A 14,488-nucleotide genomic window follows, 5' to 3' on the forward strand; every position below is an offset into this window, starting at 1 on the left:
GTGCGGGTTTTTCCGCACACCCACTGACTCCTGGGGAATCACCGAATCACATGAGTTCTTTTCGTCATGCCGAAAACAAGTCGCTCTGGGTCGTCCGCGAGCTCGGACTGCCCGCCGTCGTCAGGACCTGCGTCTCCTGCGGGCACGTCCGTCACCACGCGACCGGCAAGATCCGCGTCAACGCCAACGGCAAGCAGCTGGACGTCTGGCTGCTGATCGGCTGCGAGCGGTGCGACCGCACGTCGAAAATCCCCGTCCACGAACGGGTTCACGTCTCGTCGCTCGACCACGACCGGCTGGTGCGGTTCGAGGACAACGACGCGGCGATCGTCCGCGAGCTCGTCCACACCCAGCGCAAGCTCGACTGGACCGGCACGTGGGACCTGGACACCGACCTGCCGTTCTACGACGTCCAGCACGACACCGCGCCGCTGGACGTCCTCGTCAGGTTCGAGCTCCCGGCGCCGGTCCGGGTCGAGAAGCTGCTCACGAAAGGGCTCGGCCTGAGCCGGCCAGCGGTGAAACGGCTGGTCGACGAGGGCCGGATCCGGCTGCCGACGGCCCTCGACGCACGGGTCCGCGCGGACTTCTCGTTTCAGTCCAGCGGGCCGAACAGCCACGCGCCCGGACCGTCCGGGTCCTCCGAGAAGTAGAACGCCCTGATCGCGGCGAGCAGGTCGTCGGTGCTCACCAGGCCGTCACCGTCGTGATCGAGCCGGGCGTGCGCGGCCCGTGCGTCGGCGGGTCGGAGGTTCACGAGAGCCTCCGCCCACCGCACGTACTCGTCCACGCCGAGATGGCCGTCGCCGTTCTGGTCGGCGACGGCCATCAGTGTGTCGAGGAACGGCAGGTAGCTGTCGTCGAACGACTCCGGCCTCCCCAGCAGCCGCCGGGCGAACGCCGTCTTGTACTCGGTGAGGCTGATCCGGTCGTCGTCGTTGGTGTCGGTCACGGCGGCGAGGTGGTCCCACACGCCCAGCAGGTGCTCGTGCAGCCGCTTCGCGCGAAGATCGCCGTCGCTCAGCCCGAACGCCGCGGTCGTGCGCGCACCCGCCTGCTCGAAGTCCGAACGGTCGACGTACCCGTCCTGGTCGCTGTCGTAGGTCTCGAACCTGCGGGTGAGCTTGCGGTCCAGGAATGCCGTGATCTCCATACGCCCCTTGTACCCGGTCAGCGCTTCTTCCGGCGAGCCGGGGCACCCACGTAGTCGGCCAGGTGCTCGCCGGTCAGCGTCGACCGGTCGGCCACCAGGTCGGAGGGCGTGCCCTCGAACACGATCTTGCCGCCGTCGTGACCGGCGCCGGGGCCGAGGTCGATGATCCAGTCGGCGTGCGCCATCACGGCCTGGTGGTGCTCGATCACGATGACCGACTTGCCCGAGTCGACGAGCCGGTCGAGCAGACCGAGGAGCTGTTCGACGTCGGCCAGGTGCAGACCCGTGGTCGGCTCGTCGAGGACGTAGACGCCACCCTTGTCCGCCATGTGCGTGGCCAGCTTCAGCCGCTGGCGCTCACCACCGGACAAAGTGGTCAGCGGCTGCCCCAGCGACAGGTAGCCCAGGCCGACGTCGGCGAGCCGGGACAGGATCGCGTGGGCGGCCGGCGTACGGGCCTCGCCCGCGCCGAAGAACTCGACGGCCTCGGCGACCGGCATCGCGAGCACCTCGGCGATGTCCTTGCCGCCGAACTTGAACTCCAGCACGGCCTGGTCGAACCGCTTGCCCTCGCACACGTCGCACGGCGACTCGATCGTCGCCATGATCCCGAGGTCGGTGAACACCACACCCGCGCCGTTGCAGTTCGGGCAGGCGCCCTCGGAGTTGGCGCTGAACAACGCCGGCTTCACGCCGTTGGCCTTGGCGAACGCCTTGCGGATCGGCTCCAGCAGGCCGGTGTAGGTCGCGGGGTTGGACCGCCGCGAGCCCTTGATCGGCGTCTGGTCGACCACGATCGCACCGGCGTCCTTGGGCATCGACTGGTGGATCAGTGACGACTTGCCCGATCCCGCCACGCCCGTGACCACGGTCAGCACGCCGAGCGGGATGTCGACGTCCACGTCGCGCAGGTTGTTCGCCGAAGCCCCGCGGATCTCCAGCACGCCGGAAGCCTTGCGCACGGAGGACTTCAGCGACGCGCGGTCGTCCAGGTGCCGCCCGGTCACCGTGTCGCTCTTGCGCAGCTCGGCGAGCGTGCCCTCGAAGCAGATCGTGCCGCCGTTGCGCCCGGCACCGGGACCGAGGTCGACGATGTGGTCCGCGATCGCGATGGTCTCCGGCTTGTGCTCGACGACGAGCACCGTGTTTCCCTTGTCGCGCAAGCGGAGCAGCAGGTTGTTCATCCGCTCGATGTCGTGCGGGTGCAGCCCGATCGTCGGCTCGTCGAACACGTACGTCACGTCGGTCAGCGCCGACCCGAGGTGCCGGATCATCTTCACGCGCTGCGCCTCACCGCCGGACAGCGTCCCGGCGGGACGGTTCAGCGACAGGTAGCCGAGACCGATCTCCACGAACGAGTCGAGCGTGTGCGCGAGCTTTTCCAGCAGCGGCGCGACGGACTTCTCCTTCAGCGCGCGGACCCAGTCGGCGAGATCGGTGATCTGCATGTCGCACAGGTCCGCGATCGAGAGGCCCTTGATCTTCGACGACCTGGCGGCCTCGGTCAGCCGCGTGCCGTCGCACTCCGGGCACGTGCCGAACGTCGCCGCGCGGTCCACGAACGCCCGGATGTGCGGCTGCAGCGCCTCGCGGTCCTTGGACAGCATGGACTTCTGCAGCTTCGGGATCAGGCCCTCGTAGGTCAGGTTGATGCCGTTGACCTTGATCTTGACCGGGTCCCTGTACAGGAAGTCGTGCAGTTCCCTCTTGGTGTACTTGCGGATCGGCTTGGCCGGGTCGAAGAAACCCGACTGCGCGAACGTCTGCACGGTCCACTGGTTGTCGACGTTGTAGCCGGGCACCTTGATCGCGCCCTCGAGGATCGACTTCGACTCGTCGAAGACCTCGGTGAGGTCGATGTCGGAGACCTGGCCGCGGCCCTCGCAGCGCGGGCACATACCGCCGGTGATGGAGAACTCCCGGCGCTCCTTGACCTTCTGCCCGCCCTTCTCGATCGTCACGGCACCCGCGCCGGAGATCGAGGCGACGTTGAACGAGAAGGCCTGCGGGCCGCCGATGTGCGGCGTGCCGAGTCTGCTGAACAGGATCCGCAGCATCGCGTTCACGTCGGTCGCGGTGCCGACGGTCGAGCGCGGGTCGGCTCCCATCCGCTGCTGGTCGACGAGGATCGCCGTGGTGATGCCCTCCAGCAGGTACACCTCGGGACGCGGCAGCGTCGGCATGAAACCCTGGATGAACGCGCTGTAGGTCTCGTTGATCAGCCGTTGCGACTCCGCGGCGATCGTGCCGAACACGAGCGAGCTCTTGCCGGAACCGGAGACACCGGTGAAGACGGTCAGCCGCCGCTTCGGGATCTCGACGTCGACGTCGCGCAGGTTGTTCACCCGCGCGCCCTGCACGCGGATCAGATCGTGGGTGTCGGCCTCGTGCGCCGCGGCTGTTGTCCTGGTCATGGCGCAAAACCTAACTCCGCGCCCGCGCTCGTGCCTTCTTGATTCCTGATCGGTTATGGACGGATCCGGTAGTGGTAGGTGCAGACCTCGCGAAACCCTGTGCGCTCGTACAGCCGGAACGCCGAGCTGTTCGCCTTCTCCATCTGCAGATACATGTGGTTCGCCTCGCGCGCGGCCGCCCACGAGGCCAATGCCGCGAGCACGGACCGGGCGGCGCCCTGACCACGTGCGTGCGGCAACGTCGCCATCCCGAACACCCCGGCCCAACCCTGCTCGGCCACGGCCCGCCCGACTGCCACCACCTGCCCGTCGATCTCGGCGTACGCGTACGCGCTGGGGTGCTCGACGCGGCTGAGCAGGTCACGTTCCGCGCTCACGTCGCGCGTGGTCACCGCCTGCCACGCCGCCAGCCACTCGTCGGTGGGCCGCACTCTCACCTCGCCCGCGTCGGCGTGGGACTGGCGCAGCACCTCGGCGGTCGAGGCGATCTGCAGGGACATGGCGTGCCCCCGCTCATACCCCCGGAAGTCCAGCCGTGCGTCGAGATCGTCCGCGCACACGCCCGGCGTGATCTGGAACCGGGCCCCCGACCCGCGTTCGGCGCAGAACTTCTCGGCGCGCTCGATCCGGTCCTCCCGGTCGTGCGGCAGAACGGCGCTCACCCACCAGGCGTCGCCGGGGGAGTGCCGCAGCCACCAGCCGCCGGCCTCTTCGACGTGCGCGGCGGGCTGTGCCCGTGCCGCGTACTCCTGCAGCGTCTTCAGCAGCACGTCAGTCCAACGATCCCAGCAGCCAGTTGCCCGCCGCCGCGGCATCCTCGGAGAAGTAGAACTCCCGTATCGCGTCGAGCAGTGCCTGAACGGACATCAGCTCGTCGTCGTCGGACAGGATGTCGTGGATCATCCGCGCGTCCGCCTCGGAGAGGTTCATCAGCGCGCCTGTCCACATGACGTGCTCCTCGACGGTGAGCTTGCCGTCGCCGTCCTCGTCCACGATCGCCATCAGCGCGTCCAGGAACGGCACGTACCCCTCGTCGAACGATTCCGGCGTCTCCAACAGCCCGTTCGCGAACGCCTTCTTGTACTCGTCGAGGCTGATGCGCCCGTCGCGGTCCTGGTCGGTGACGGACGAGAGCTGCTCCCACAGCCCGTTCAGCGCGGCGTGGAGCCGGACGGCCTTCGGATCGGTGTCGGCCAGCCCGAACGTCTTGATGGTGCGCTCGCCGGCCTGTGTGAAGTCCTCGCGCCCTATGTACCCGTCGCCGTCGGCGTCGTACGTCCGGAACCGGCGAGCGAGCTTGCGGTCCAGGTAGGCGCTGATCTCCATGACGTCCTTCTACCGCATTTCGGCCTAGAGGAACACGCCCGTCTCGTTACCGGATTTGCAAACGTTTTCATGGTTTAACGTCTGGTCAAGCCTGAAAACGCGCTCGCGACGATCACCATGCCGATGACGCCAATTACCGCCGCAACACCTCCTGTCGCAGGTTTCGACAGCCGCTGAACGCGCGCGACCGGGTGCGGAGGCGCCGGATCGTCAGGAACGGGCGGCGTTGTGGACGGCTCCGGCGGCAGCGGCGCCGTGATCGATTCGATTCGAACAACAGCGCTTTCACTGATGACATGACTTGCTCCCGCGCCGGAAACCGTCAACCGGGAATCAACCGGCGCGATCGCCTGGCACGTGTACGTGAGGCGCTCTCTCGGCCGCAGAACGGGGAAGGTCCGGCGGCAGGGGGAGGGCTCTCCGGCGACCTCGACGTCGCTGATCGGCAGGTCGGACGGGTTGCCGATCGTGACGGTGACCGTGACCGGCTCGCCGTCCTCCGCCCGGTCCTTCGACCAGAGCGCGGTGATCGTGAGCCGCGGATGGATCACCCTGACCTGCACGGACGCGCTCGCCTCGACCTTCTTGCCGATCTTGTCCGTCGCGGTGACGGTGGAGGTCAGGGTGCCGGACTCGTCGCCTGCCACGGCCGCGCAGACCACGGTGACGGTGGCTCCGGGATCGAGTTGCCGTTGAACGGGATTGCAACCGTTGGTGGCCGTGCGCGCGTTGAGGTCGAACAACTTCGTGTCGCCGATGTTCGTGACAGTTGTTGAGAATTTAACTTCTTGTCCGGGAAGGGTCGTCATCGGCTCTGTTGCCGTCGTTGCGCGCAATGCCGGATGCAGCACGTCGACCTTTGCCGTCTTCCGGGTCGTCAACGGATCACCGGCGTGGCTGATGCCGTTCGCGGTGACCGTGGTCTCATAGTCGTCGTCGGCCGCTTGAGACGTGCACGTGCGCGCGGCTTTCGCGTGCGGGGCGATTGTGCCGATTTTCTGGCCGCACACCGAGACCTCCGCCGCCGGGGCGTCGCCGACGTTGATGACGGTCGCGGTTTGCGTGACGTTGTCCTTCGGGTGGGTGGCGGGTTGTTCCGGATCGACGGTCAGCGCCAGTTCGGGCAGCGGGAACGACCACGTGACGTTCTGGACGAGATAGGCGTCGTCGGCCCTGCGGAACGTCAGCTCGGCGCTTCTGGCACCCGGCCTGAGCGCGTCCTCGGGGACGGTGATCGTGCGGGCGTCGACGCTCATGTTGTTGGGAGTCGTGGCGCCCTGGGCCGACGAGGTGAACGCGTTGTTCCCGGCGATCGACGTGTCGTCGACCAGCATCTGGTCGCCGTCGGAGGCCCAGTCGCCTTCGTAGGCGGTGATGCTGACCTTCGTGATGCCGCCCGCCGCGTGCGTCGGGGCGATCGGGGTGCGCAGCGTCGGCAGCGTCGTGGGCAGGCGGACGTGACCGCCGTGCACCGAGACGTGACGTGTCGGGGCGTCCGGGAGTTTCCACACGACGGTCAACGACCAGCCGCCGAAGCAGTCGAAGCCTTGCGGCGCCCAGATGTTGCCGACGGTGATGTCATGGCCGGTCAGCCTTCGGGTGACGTCCGCTTCGGCACTGTAGAAGACGTTGTCGGTGGGGGAGAGGTCGTTCGGTTCGTCTCTGGAGAACCGGTCGGGGCTGACGCTCGTGCCGTTGAGCATGACCGGGTCTTCCGGCTGGCCTGGTGGTTGCTGCGCGTCATGACAGGTCGCGCTGCCGGCCCAGCCCAGCTTGGCGTAGACGATCGCGGCCCCTGTGGGGAGTGTGAGTTTCGCGTTGGAGGAGTTGAACGTCCGCGGATCGTCGTCGACGTCGGTCCACAACATGCGGTGGCCGTTGTTCTGCGCGGACGGGCCGTGGCCTCTGCGGTTCTGTGCGTCCACACAGGACTGTGGCGGATACTTCGGGTTCGGCCCGGCTTGCTCGGGTGTGGGGCATGTCAGCACGCTGTCGCCGATGATCGCGACATCTCCGCGCACCGCTGCGTTGAACTGGCTGTGCCAGACCTCGGCGGCGGCGACCGGTGGGCCGGGGGTGAGCAGCGGAACCAGCAGGACGACAGCGATGAGGATCGGTACGCGCATGCCACGCCTTCCCGGTCGGGTCGGCACAGGTTGGCACGCTTCCGATGGGTTGTCACCGGACGTGGTTCGCGGTGTCTTCACTCTCCGTTGAGGACGGTGCGAGTGCGGTTCTCCTATTCGTGTCCAACGGCCTTTTGTGAGCGTTCTCAAAGTGAACCAGCGGTGGAGATGATCAACGCGCGTTGCTCTTGATGGGCGGGTGAGACCGCCGAGAAGCGTGGTGTTGATGGTCAAACGGTCTCCGCTGTGGGGAGATGGAAACCATGTGGACCGCTCTTGTGATCGTCGTGGCGTCGGTGGCCGCCACCGTCGGCGCCTGCCTGCTGTTCGGCCGCTCGTACTCGCACGTGCAGGCCGACGATCGCGACGCGGACTCGCGCGGCTTCCTCGGCGCGGTGATCAGCGGCCTGTTCATCGTGGCGCTGGCGTTCTACGTGGTGATCGTGTGGGAGGAGAACGGCACCGCCGAGGACAACGCGGCCAGCGAGGCCGCCGCGGTGGCGGACGCGTACTGGCAGACCGGCGTGATGCCGCAGCCGCAACGTGATCACATCCGCTCGCTGCTGGTGTCGTACCCGAAACTGGTGGCGGACAAGGAATGGCCGCGGCTGGCGTTCGGCGAGCCCGACTCGGGGACGACTGACGTGGTGAACTCGTTGCACGCCGAGATCCTGAGCCTGCCTTCCACACCGGACCAGGTGAAGTCGGCGCGGGAGCGGGCGTTGGAGCGGTTGCGGGAGATCACCGACCTGCGGCGGGAACGGCTCGATCAGGCCGGTGGGCTCGACAGCACCGGGAGGTTGATGCTCATCGGCACGTTGGCCGGCGCTGTGGTGATGATCCTGTTTCCGTTGCTGATCGGGTTCACCGCTCGGGTGCGGCATGTTGTGCAGATGGGGGTCAGTGCCGCTGTGCTGGCGTCCGTGTGTGTGCTGTGTCTGGGGATGACGCATCCGTTCAGCGGGGTGTTGCGGGTGCAGCCGGAGGCGTTCACCTCCGTCACGGACGAACTGGCGGGCATCCCGGCGGAACATGATCGCTGAAGCCTCGGCAGCCTGCTGCGGTTGTCGTGATGGCTACCTCCTGGAGCAGACCGGGGGTTTCGTTCGCACAAGGTGAGTGCTGGTGCACCCATTGACCGCGAACGGACGTTCCCGCCTCACTTTCTGGTCGCACGTGCGCGAGTTCGCCGTGCCGACGTCGACGATCGAGTCAGCGACTGCCCGCCGTGCTGTGGGCGACTGGTCTGGAGCCGATGCTGCTTTGATCTTGATGTACGCGCTCTCACGGCGTGGGCAGTGCGAGTTGGCTGTACTTGGCGGCGAACGCAATCGTTTGCTGATCACCTTACCTACCACCAACTCCGTGACCACACCCGCGCGCGTCCCTGTGTGCCTCGAACCGGAGCCTGGGCGACGGCACCCGTGTCGGGACCGCTGACGCACTGCTGTACGAGAAGGCGGGCGGCGTCGGAACTCCCGGCTGTCACGAGCTGCTCGCCTGCTTCCGGATTTCGTAGAAGCCTTCTACATCTGATGCTTTCGGGTCATTTTGGGCCCGAAATGATGGAGCGCGGGGGAGCGGCGGGGCTACTTTCGCTGCCATGCCAAAGAGAGTGTCCACTGTGCTGGGACGCGAGTTCGGTGAGATCCTTCGTGCCCTGATCGCCCGGACCGGTCTGAAAGAGGCCGAGCTCGCGCGGCGGCTCGGCTGGGAGCACGCCAAGCTGTCGGATCTCGTCAACGGGAAGGGCGGAACTTCACTGGAGGAGTTCACCTTCCTGCTGGGGGTGTGCGGCGCGAAGCCGGACGAGCTCCAGTACCTGAAGGGGCTCTTCCTGGAGTCGCGGGAGAAGGGCTGGCTGCAACTCTACGAATCAGTGCTGCCGCCGCACGTCCGGACGCTGATCCAGCACGAGCGGATCGCCAAGGAGATCGTGCACTGGAGTTCGTTGTACCTGCCAGGTCTGCTGCAAATCGAGCCGTACGCGCGCGCTCTCGCTGAGGATTCTCCGTTCATCGGGGCCCAAGATGCGCCGAAGTGGGTCGCAGCGCGGATGGACCGGCGAAGTATCGTCGCAGGAGACAAGAAGTTCGTGTTCTACGTATACGAGCCACTGCTGTACTCGGAGGTCGGCAGCGCTGACGTGATGGCTCAGCAGTTGCACGAGCTGCTGCGCATGTTGGTACGGCCGTACATCAGTCTGAGGATTGTGCCTGCTGGCCGGGCGCTCACCGGTGACTTCAGCCTGTTGAAGTTCGAGAAGTACGAGCCGGTTGTGTACCAGGGCAGCCTGAATTCGGCGCTGTTTCTCGATGACAAGGCATCGATCGGGCTTTACAAGCAGGTGCTGCAGACGATGGACAGCGTTGCGCTGGGTAAGGAAGAATCGAGGGAGTTGATCACCAGCATCGTGTCCTGAGGAGGCGCCTCGGATGGTCGAGTGGCGTAAGAGCAGCTACAGCGCGACCGACTCGGACTGCGTAGAGATCGGCCACGGCGTCGGCATCCGTGACTCAAAGGCGCCCGCCGCCCACGTGCCGGTGAGCCCGGCAGCGTGGGAGGCGTTCCTGCGGTCTGTCAGTAACCGCGGTCGGGCATGATCACCCAGAGCACGAGGTAGACGACGAACTGCGGTCCCGGCAGAAGGCAGGACAACAGGAACAGAAGGCGCACGGTGCCCGCCCTCATGCCCCAGCGCTGGGCGAGCCCCGCGCACACACCCGCGATCATCCGGTTGGTCCTGGGCCTGCTCAAAGCAACTGTCGTGGTCATATACCCAGAATGCCCGCGATAGTCCATCTGTTGCATCGGGGGCGAACCCTGATTTCACCCGGATGAGTCACAGCACGTAACCCCGAGTCTCTGACCTGTGCCGTCACGGTTGTCCCGGGTCTTGGGGGATGCGCGCTGAACTCCTCGTCGGCACTGTGTTCATCGTGGTCTACGTGCCGCTGTCGTGGCACGCACGGCAGTGGCTTCGCACGAAGGAACGGCAGGGGACCGGCCGCGGCGACGAGGGCGAGGCGCTGCTGATCGCGCTGTGCGTCGTGGCGAACGGGGTGAGCTATCCGACGGACGCCGTGGAGAGCTGGTCGACGAACCTCAGACAGGTCGTGCGCATGGCGTCGACCGTCATGGCCTTCGAGCCGGCCAGCACCTGAAGCGCGAGGCCGTCGAGCATGCTGACCATCATGTTCGCCAGCTCGACCGGGTCGCCGGAGCTGTGGATGTCGCCGGAGGACTGGCCGTCGCGGAAGATGCTCGCCACGATGTCGCGCCACTCGCCGTAGAAGCGCTCGTTGAGCTCCTGCAGCTCGGGGTTGCGGATGGCCTCGACCCACAGCTCGGCCCAGACCTTCCACGCCTCGACGGTCTCGGCGCCCTCCGGCAGGTATGACTCGACGACCATGCGCAGGCGCGACAGCGGCGGTTCGTCGGACTCGAGGATCCAGCGGCGGCGTGCGACCGACTGTTCGAAGCAGTGCTCGAACGCGGCGTCGGTCAGCTCGCGCTTGGTCTCGAAGTAGTAGTGGACCGTGCCGCCGGAGACTCCCGCGTCCTTTGCCACGTCGGACACCCGGAGGTGGCGGAAGCCCTCGGCCGCGATCACCTTGCAGGTGGACGCGAGGATCTGCGCCTTGCGTTCGGCTTCCACGCTTGGACGGGGCATCCGTCACCTCCTGATTTACGGCAAACCTTACCGAAAGAGGGAACGAAGCTTGCGCTTGTCGACCTTTCCCACCTTGGTCAGAGGGAGTTGAGGCACGATCGTGACGCCCCTGGGCTCGTAAAGCTCACCCAGTTCGGCGACGACCGAATCTCGAATCTTGTCGACATCGACATCCTGTCCGTCGGTGACGAGGAACAGGTGCACCACCTCGCCGAGGGCTTCGTCCGGCTTCCCGACCGCCGCTGCCTGGCGGATGCCGGGAAGCGTGACGAGGAAGTCGTCGAGCAGGCGCGAGTACACGTTGTCCGAGGTGCGGCCGGTGACGATGACGTCCTTGCTGCGGTCGTTGAGGTAAAGGTAGCCGTCGTCGTCGATGTAACCCATGTCGCCGGTGTTAAACCAGCCGTCGCTCGTCTCGCGCAGCGGCGGTTCGCCCCAGTAGCCCTCCATGACGGACGGGCCGCGCACCCACACGTCGCCGGCGCGGATCTCGACCTCCAGCGCGGGGTTGGGCTTGCCGACCGTGCGCAGGGTTTCCGGGCGGTCGAGGTCGATCTGGGCTGCGGGCATGAGCGAGATGGCGTGGGCCTCGGTCATGCCGTAGCCCTGGTTGACGACGCGGCCCCACTTCTCGATCGCCTGCCGCAACCGCTTCGGGGCGAGCGGGGACCCGCCGACGATGACGGCACCGAACTGCGGGCCTGGGCAGTCCGGGTGGTCGAGGATCTCGTACATCATCGGTGGCACGAAGATCGTCGCGTTGATCTGTTCCTCGCGGGCCTGCCGCACGAAGGTGTCCGCGTCGAAGGTCGACGGGCCCAGCACGAGCTTCGACCCGGTGAGCAGGGCGATCTGCGTCGCCGAGGCGCCGCTGCCGTGGGTGATCAGGGTGTTGCAGAGCCAGTTCAACGGCGGCAGGCTCGCCCGCGGGTCCGCGGCGCCGGTCTTGTCGGGGCGGTGCACCGCGAGCTTCGGCAGTCCCGTGGTGCCACCGGTGTAGGCGACGGTGGCGTAGTCCGGGGCCGGGGTGCGTTCGACGGGGTCGCCGGGGAGGTCCTGGAGGTGCCAGCCGTCGATCCGTGTGCTGAACGTCGGATCGACCACGACGGCGGCGACCTCGGCGCGGGCGATGAGGGCGGCGAGCTCGGACGGGCCCGGCTCCGGCGGCACGAACACCAGGCGGCCGCCGAGCAGGTGAACGGCCAGGTTCAACAGGACGGCCTCGGGGGTGTTGCCGACGTACACCGCCACGCCGTCGCCGGGCCCGATGCCGCGCCGGGCGAGGCCGTCTGCCATGCGGAAGAGGAGGTCGCGGGCTTGGGAGCGGGTGAGCCTGGTGTCGCCACCGACCAGTGCCTCGCGCTCGCCGTCCGTGGAGAGCTGCTGCAGCACAAGATCCACGTAGGTCATACGTCCTGTGTACTCCGCGCCTCGTAGGCTGATCGGGTGGTTGCACCCTCCGTCGCGTCCGAATCGCCGGAATTGCCCGCCCGCAGGCAGCGTCTGAGCGGTCCGGTGCTGGTGCGCGCGGCCCTCGCCGTCGCCGGTGGTGTGCTGACCTACCTGAGCTTTCCGCCGCGGCCGCTGTGGTTTCTCGCGCCGGTCGGCTTCGCGTTGCTGGCCGCTGTGATCTTCAACCGGCGGGCGCGTGCGGGCTTCGGCTACGGCGTGCTGTTCGGGCTCGGGTTCATGGTGCCGCTGCTGCGGTGGACCGGGGAGTTCGTCGGGCTGATCGCGTGGCTGCCGCTGGCGCTGGCGTGCGCGTTGATGATCTCCATCGGCACGACCGCGATGGCCGCGATCTCGCGGGTGCCCGGCTGGCCGGTGTGGGCGGCGTGCCTGTGGGTGGCGGTCGAGGCGTTGCGCGCGGTGTTCCCGTTCGGCGGCTTCACCTGGGGCAAGATCGCGTTCGGGCAGCCGGAGGGCTGGTACCTGCCGCTCGCGTCGGTGGGCGGCGCTCCGCTCGTGTCGTTCGCGGTGGTGCTGACCGGGTTCGGGCTGTTCTGGCTCTGGCGGAACTGGAAGCTCGGCGTGCCGCTGGTCGTGGTGCCGCTGCTGATCGGGTTCGCGGTGCCGGTCGGCGTGGACGCCTCCGCCGGGACCGTCACCGTCGCCGCGATCCAGGGCAACGTGCCGCGCGCCGGGCTCGACTTCAACGCCCAGCGCCGCGCGGTGCTCGACAACCACGCCCGCCGGACCATGCAGCTGGCCGCCGACGTGGCCGCCGGCAAGGTGCAACAGCCGGACATCGTGATCTGGCCGGAGAACTCGTCCGACATCGACCCGTTCCGCAACGCCGACGCGGCCGCCGTGATCAACGCTGCCGCGGACGCGATCAAGGCGCCGATCGCGGTGGGCGCCGTGGTGGTCGATCGGGGCGACGGGCTGCCGCGCAACACGGTGGTGCTGTGGGAGCCGGGCAAGGGGGCGACCGACAGGTACACGAAGCGCAAGCTGCAGCCGTTCGGCGAGACGATGCCGTGGCGGTCGTTCTTCCGGCTGTTCACGTCCACCGTGGACCGTGCGGGCGTGTTCCAGCCTGGTTCGGACCCGGACGGTTTCGTCATGGGGCCCGCGAAGGTCGCGATTGACACGTGTTACGAAGTGGCGTTCGACTCAGTGGTCCGCGACTCCGTGACGACCGGCGCGACGATCATCGCGATCCCGACGAACAACGCCACGTTCGGCTTCACGGAGATGACCTACCAGCAGCTTTCCATGTCACGGGTGCGTGCCGTGGAGCACGGGCGGGTGGTGGTCGTGGCGGCCACTTCGGGGGTCAGCGCCCTCGTCCAGCCCGACGGTTCCGTCACTCGGAAGACTGGGCTTTTCGAGCCGGGAGCCCTGGTCGCGACAGTGCCGCTGCGGTCACAGACTACGCTGGCCACTTGGCTAGGAGCCTGGCCCGAGTGGGTGCTGACCGCTGCGGGCCTTGTGGCGTTGGCGTATGCCTTCACACGACGACGGAAGGACTCGAATGGCGCAGCAGCCTGACCAGGAACTCGGGCAGGTGCTGGTGGTGATCCCGACCTACAACGAGCGGGACAACATCGGAAAGATCGTCAAGAGACTGCACACGGCACTGCCCGACGTGCACGTGCTGGTGGTCGACGACGGCAGCCCCGATGGCACCGGCCAGCTCGCCGACGAGATGGCGGCCGCCGACGAGCGCGTCCACGTGATGCACCGCACCGAGAAGGCCGGCCTGGGTGCCGCGTACGTCGCGGGCTTCCAGTGGGCGCTGGAGCGCGACTACGGCGTTGTGTGCGAAATGGACGCTGACGGTTCGCACGCCCCGGAGCAGCTGCACCGGCTGCTGGACGCGCTGCCGCAGGCCGACCTCGTGCTCGGCTCGCGCTGGGTCCCCGGCGGTGAGGTCGTGAACTGGCCCGCGAAGCGCAAGTTCCTGTCGCTGGGCGGTTCGCTGTACTCGCGGCTCGCCCTGGGTGCTTCGATCCGCGACATGACGGGCGGCTACCGGGCGTTCCGCGCGGACACCCTGCGCAAGCTGAACCTCGTGTCGGTCGCGTCCGCCGGGTACTGCTTCCAGATCGACCTGCTGTGGCGGACGCTGGAGCTCGGCTTCCGTGTGCGCGAGGTGCCGATCACGTTCCTGGAGCGCGAGTTCGGCGAGTCGAAGATGAGCGGCAACATCGTCCGCGAGGCGCTGATCCGCGTGACGAAGTGGGGCCTGCGCCGCCGCGGCACGCAGCTCAAGGAGCTGTTCTCCGGCAAGAAGAAGTAGCACCGTCCACCTCGGACCGTCCACATGGGCGGTCCGAGGCGCATTCCTGGG

General features: G+C 67.5%; 15 protein-coding genes. 7 read left to right on the forward strand and 8 right to left on the reverse strand.

Annotated elements, in window-relative coordinates:
- Window positions 1–50: 50 nt before the first annotated feature.
- Window positions 51–653, forward strand: a complete 603-nt coding sequence (locus tag JOD27_RS05745; RefSeq protein ID WP_204760994.1) for a DUF1062 domain-containing protein — start codon at window positions 51–53, stop codon at window positions 651–653.
- Here the strand turns inward: JOD27_RS05745 and JOD27_RS05750 are convergent.
- From JOD27_RS05750 to JOD27_RS05770, 5 genes are all read right to left on the reverse strand, one after another.
- Window positions 596–1,153: an EF-hand domain-containing protein gene (locus JOD27_RS05750; protein WP_204760995.1), complete on the reverse strand. Its 558-nt coding sequence runs from the start codon at window positions 1,151–1,153 to the stop codon at window positions 596–598. The two genes, JOD27_RS05745 and JOD27_RS05750, sit on opposite strands and share 58 nt — an antisense overlap.
- 17 nt (window positions 1,154–1,170) lie before the next feature.
- Window positions 1,171–3,567, reverse strand: coding sequence for an ATP-binding cassette domain-containing protein (locus JOD27_RS05755; protein ID WP_204760996.1), 2,397 nt, complete (start codon window positions 3,565–3,567; stop codon window positions 1,171–1,173).
- Window positions 3,568–3,620: 53 nt separating this feature from the next.
- A complete protein-coding gene (locus JOD27_RS05760; protein ID WP_307829915.1) occupies window positions 3,621–4,337 on the reverse strand; it encodes a GNAT family N-acetyltransferase in 717 nt (238 codons plus the stop codon).
- A 1-nt stretch (window position 4,338) separates the two neighbouring features.
- The gene (locus JOD27_RS05765) at window positions 4,339–4,893 is read right to left on the reverse strand and encodes an EF-hand domain-containing protein (protein ID WP_204760998.1); all 555 of its coding nucleotides are present in this window, start codon (window positions 4,891–4,893) and stop codon (window positions 4,339–4,341) included.
- A 74-nt stretch (window positions 4,894–4,967) separates the two neighbouring features.
- Window positions 4,968–7,019, reverse strand: coding sequence for a COG1361 family protein (locus JOD27_RS05770; protein WP_204760999.1), 2,052 nt, complete (start codon window positions 7,017–7,019; stop codon window positions 4,968–4,970).
- 263 nt (window positions 7,020–7,282) lie between these two features.
- Between JOD27_RS05770 and JOD27_RS05775 the strand changes: the two genes are divergently transcribed.
- From JOD27_RS05775 to JOD27_RS05785, 3 genes are all read left to right on the forward strand, one after another.
- Entirely contained in the window at window positions 7,283–8,062 is a 780-nt protein-coding gene (locus tag JOD27_RS05775) for a bestrophin-like domain (RefSeq protein WP_204761000.1), read from the forward strand.
- A gap of 581 nt (window positions 8,063–8,643) precedes the next feature.
- Entirely contained in the window at window positions 8,644–9,441 is a 798-nt protein-coding gene (locus JOD27_RS05780) for a helix-turn-helix domain-containing protein (protein ID WP_204761001.1), read from the forward strand.
- A gap of 13 nt (window positions 9,442–9,454) precedes the next feature.
- A complete protein-coding gene (locus JOD27_RS05785) occupies window positions 9,455–9,622 on the forward strand; it encodes a DUF397 domain-containing protein (protein WP_204761002.1) in 168 nt (55 codons plus the stop codon).
- Here the strand turns inward: JOD27_RS05785 and JOD27_RS05790 are convergent.
- Window positions 9,600–9,794, reverse strand: a complete 195-nt coding sequence (locus tag JOD27_RS05790; RefSeq protein ID WP_204761003.1) for a PspC domain-containing protein — start codon at window positions 9,792–9,794, stop codon at window positions 9,600–9,602. The genes JOD27_RS05785 and JOD27_RS05790 overlap by 23 nt on opposite strands.
- A 128-nt stretch (window positions 9,795–9,922) precedes the next feature.
- Between JOD27_RS05790 and JOD27_RS05795 the strand changes: the two genes are divergently transcribed.
- Window positions 9,923–10,183 (forward strand): hypothetical protein, encoded by a 261-nt coding sequence (locus JOD27_RS05795; protein ID WP_204761004.1) that lies wholly within the window; start codon window positions 9,923–9,925, stop codon window positions 10,181–10,183.
- Here JOD27_RS05795 and JOD27_RS05800 read toward each other — a convergent pair.
- Both JOD27_RS05800 and JOD27_RS05805 read right to left on the reverse strand, forming a co-directional pair.
- Complete coding sequence (locus tag JOD27_RS05800; protein ID WP_204761005.1) at window positions 10,087–10,692, reverse strand: TetR/AcrR family transcriptional regulator; 606 nt, start codon at window positions 10,690–10,692, stop codon at window positions 10,087–10,089. The genes JOD27_RS05795 and JOD27_RS05800 overlap by 97 nt on opposite strands.
- A gap of 27 nt (window positions 10,693–10,719) precedes the next feature.
- Window positions 10,720–12,102 (reverse strand): class I adenylate-forming enzyme family protein, encoded by a 1,383-nt coding sequence (locus JOD27_RS05805; protein ID WP_204761006.1) that lies wholly within the window; start codon window positions 12,100–12,102, stop codon window positions 10,720–10,722.
- Between the two features lie 36 nt (window positions 12,103–12,138).
- On the opposite strand from JOD27_RS05805, the gene lnt reads away from it, so the two are divergent.
- Window positions 12,139–13,686 carry an apolipoprotein N-acyltransferase gene (gene lnt / locus JOD27_RS05810; protein WP_204761007.1) on the forward strand — a complete coding sequence of 516 codons (1,548 nt, stop codon included), beginning with the start codon at window positions 12,139–12,141 and terminating at the stop codon, window positions 13,684–13,686.
- Window positions 13,670–14,437, forward strand: a complete 768-nt coding sequence (locus JOD27_RS05815; RefSeq protein WP_204761008.1) for a polyprenol monophosphomannose synthase — start codon at window positions 13,670–13,672, stop codon at window positions 14,435–14,437. The genes lnt and JOD27_RS05815 overlap by 17 nt, the downstream gene beginning before the upstream one ends.
- The last annotated feature ends 51 nt before the right edge of the window (window positions 14,438–14,488 follow it).

Origin of the sequence: Lentzea nigeriaca, from assembly GCF_016907955.1 — a bacterium.
GTDB classification, from domain to species: Bacteria; Actinomycetota; Actinomycetes; order Mycobacteriales; family Pseudonocardiaceae; genus Lentzea; species Lentzea nigeriaca.

Excerpts from the sequence above, each read along its gene's own strand:
- JOD27_RS05745 (WP_204760994.1), top strand. The coding sequence starts at position 51 with ATGAGTTCTTTTCGTCATGCCGAAAACAAGTCGCTCTGGGTCGTCCGC.
- JOD27_RS05750 (WP_204760995.1), bottom strand. The coding sequence starts at position 1,153 with ATGGAGATCACGGCATTCCTGGACCGCAAGCTCACCCGCAGGTTCGAG.
- JOD27_RS05755 (WP_204760996.1), bottom strand. The coding sequence starts at position 3,567 with ATGACCAGGACAACAGCCGCGGCGCACGAGGCCGACACCCACGATCTG.
- JOD27_RS05765 (WP_204760998.1), bottom strand. The coding sequence starts at position 4,893 with ATGGAGATCAGCGCCTACCTGGACCGCAAGCTCGCTCGCCGGTTCCGG.
- JOD27_RS05770 (WP_204760999.1), bottom strand. The coding sequence starts at position 7,019 with ATGCGCGTACCGATCCTCATCGCTGTCGTCCTGCTGGTTCCGCTGCTC.
- JOD27_RS05775 (WP_204761000.1), top strand. The coding sequence starts at position 7,283 with ATGTGGACCGCTCTTGTGATCGTCGTGGCGTCGGTGGCCGCCACCGTC.
- JOD27_RS05785 (WP_204761002.1), top strand. The coding sequence starts at position 9,455 with ATGGTCGAGTGGCGTAAGAGCAGCTACAGCGCGACCGACTCGGACTGC.
- JOD27_RS05790 (WP_204761003.1), bottom strand. The coding sequence starts at position 9,794 with ATGACCACGACAGTTGCTTTGAGCAGGCCCAGGACCAACCGGATGATC.
- JOD27_RS05795 (WP_204761004.1), top strand. The coding sequence starts at position 9,923 with ATGCGCGCTGAACTCCTCGTCGGCACTGTGTTCATCGTGGTCTACGTG.
- JOD27_RS05800 (WP_204761005.1), bottom strand. The coding sequence starts at position 10,692 with ATGCCCCGTCCAAGCGTGGAAGCCGAACGCAAGGCGCAGATCCTCGCG.
- JOD27_RS05805 (WP_204761006.1), bottom strand. The coding sequence starts at position 12,102 with ATGACCTACGTGGATCTTGTGCTGCAGCAGCTCTCCACGGACGGCGAG.
- JOD27_RS05815 (WP_204761008.1), top strand. The coding sequence starts at position 13,670 with ATGGCGCAGCAGCCTGACCAGGAACTCGGGCAGGTGCTGGTGGTGATC.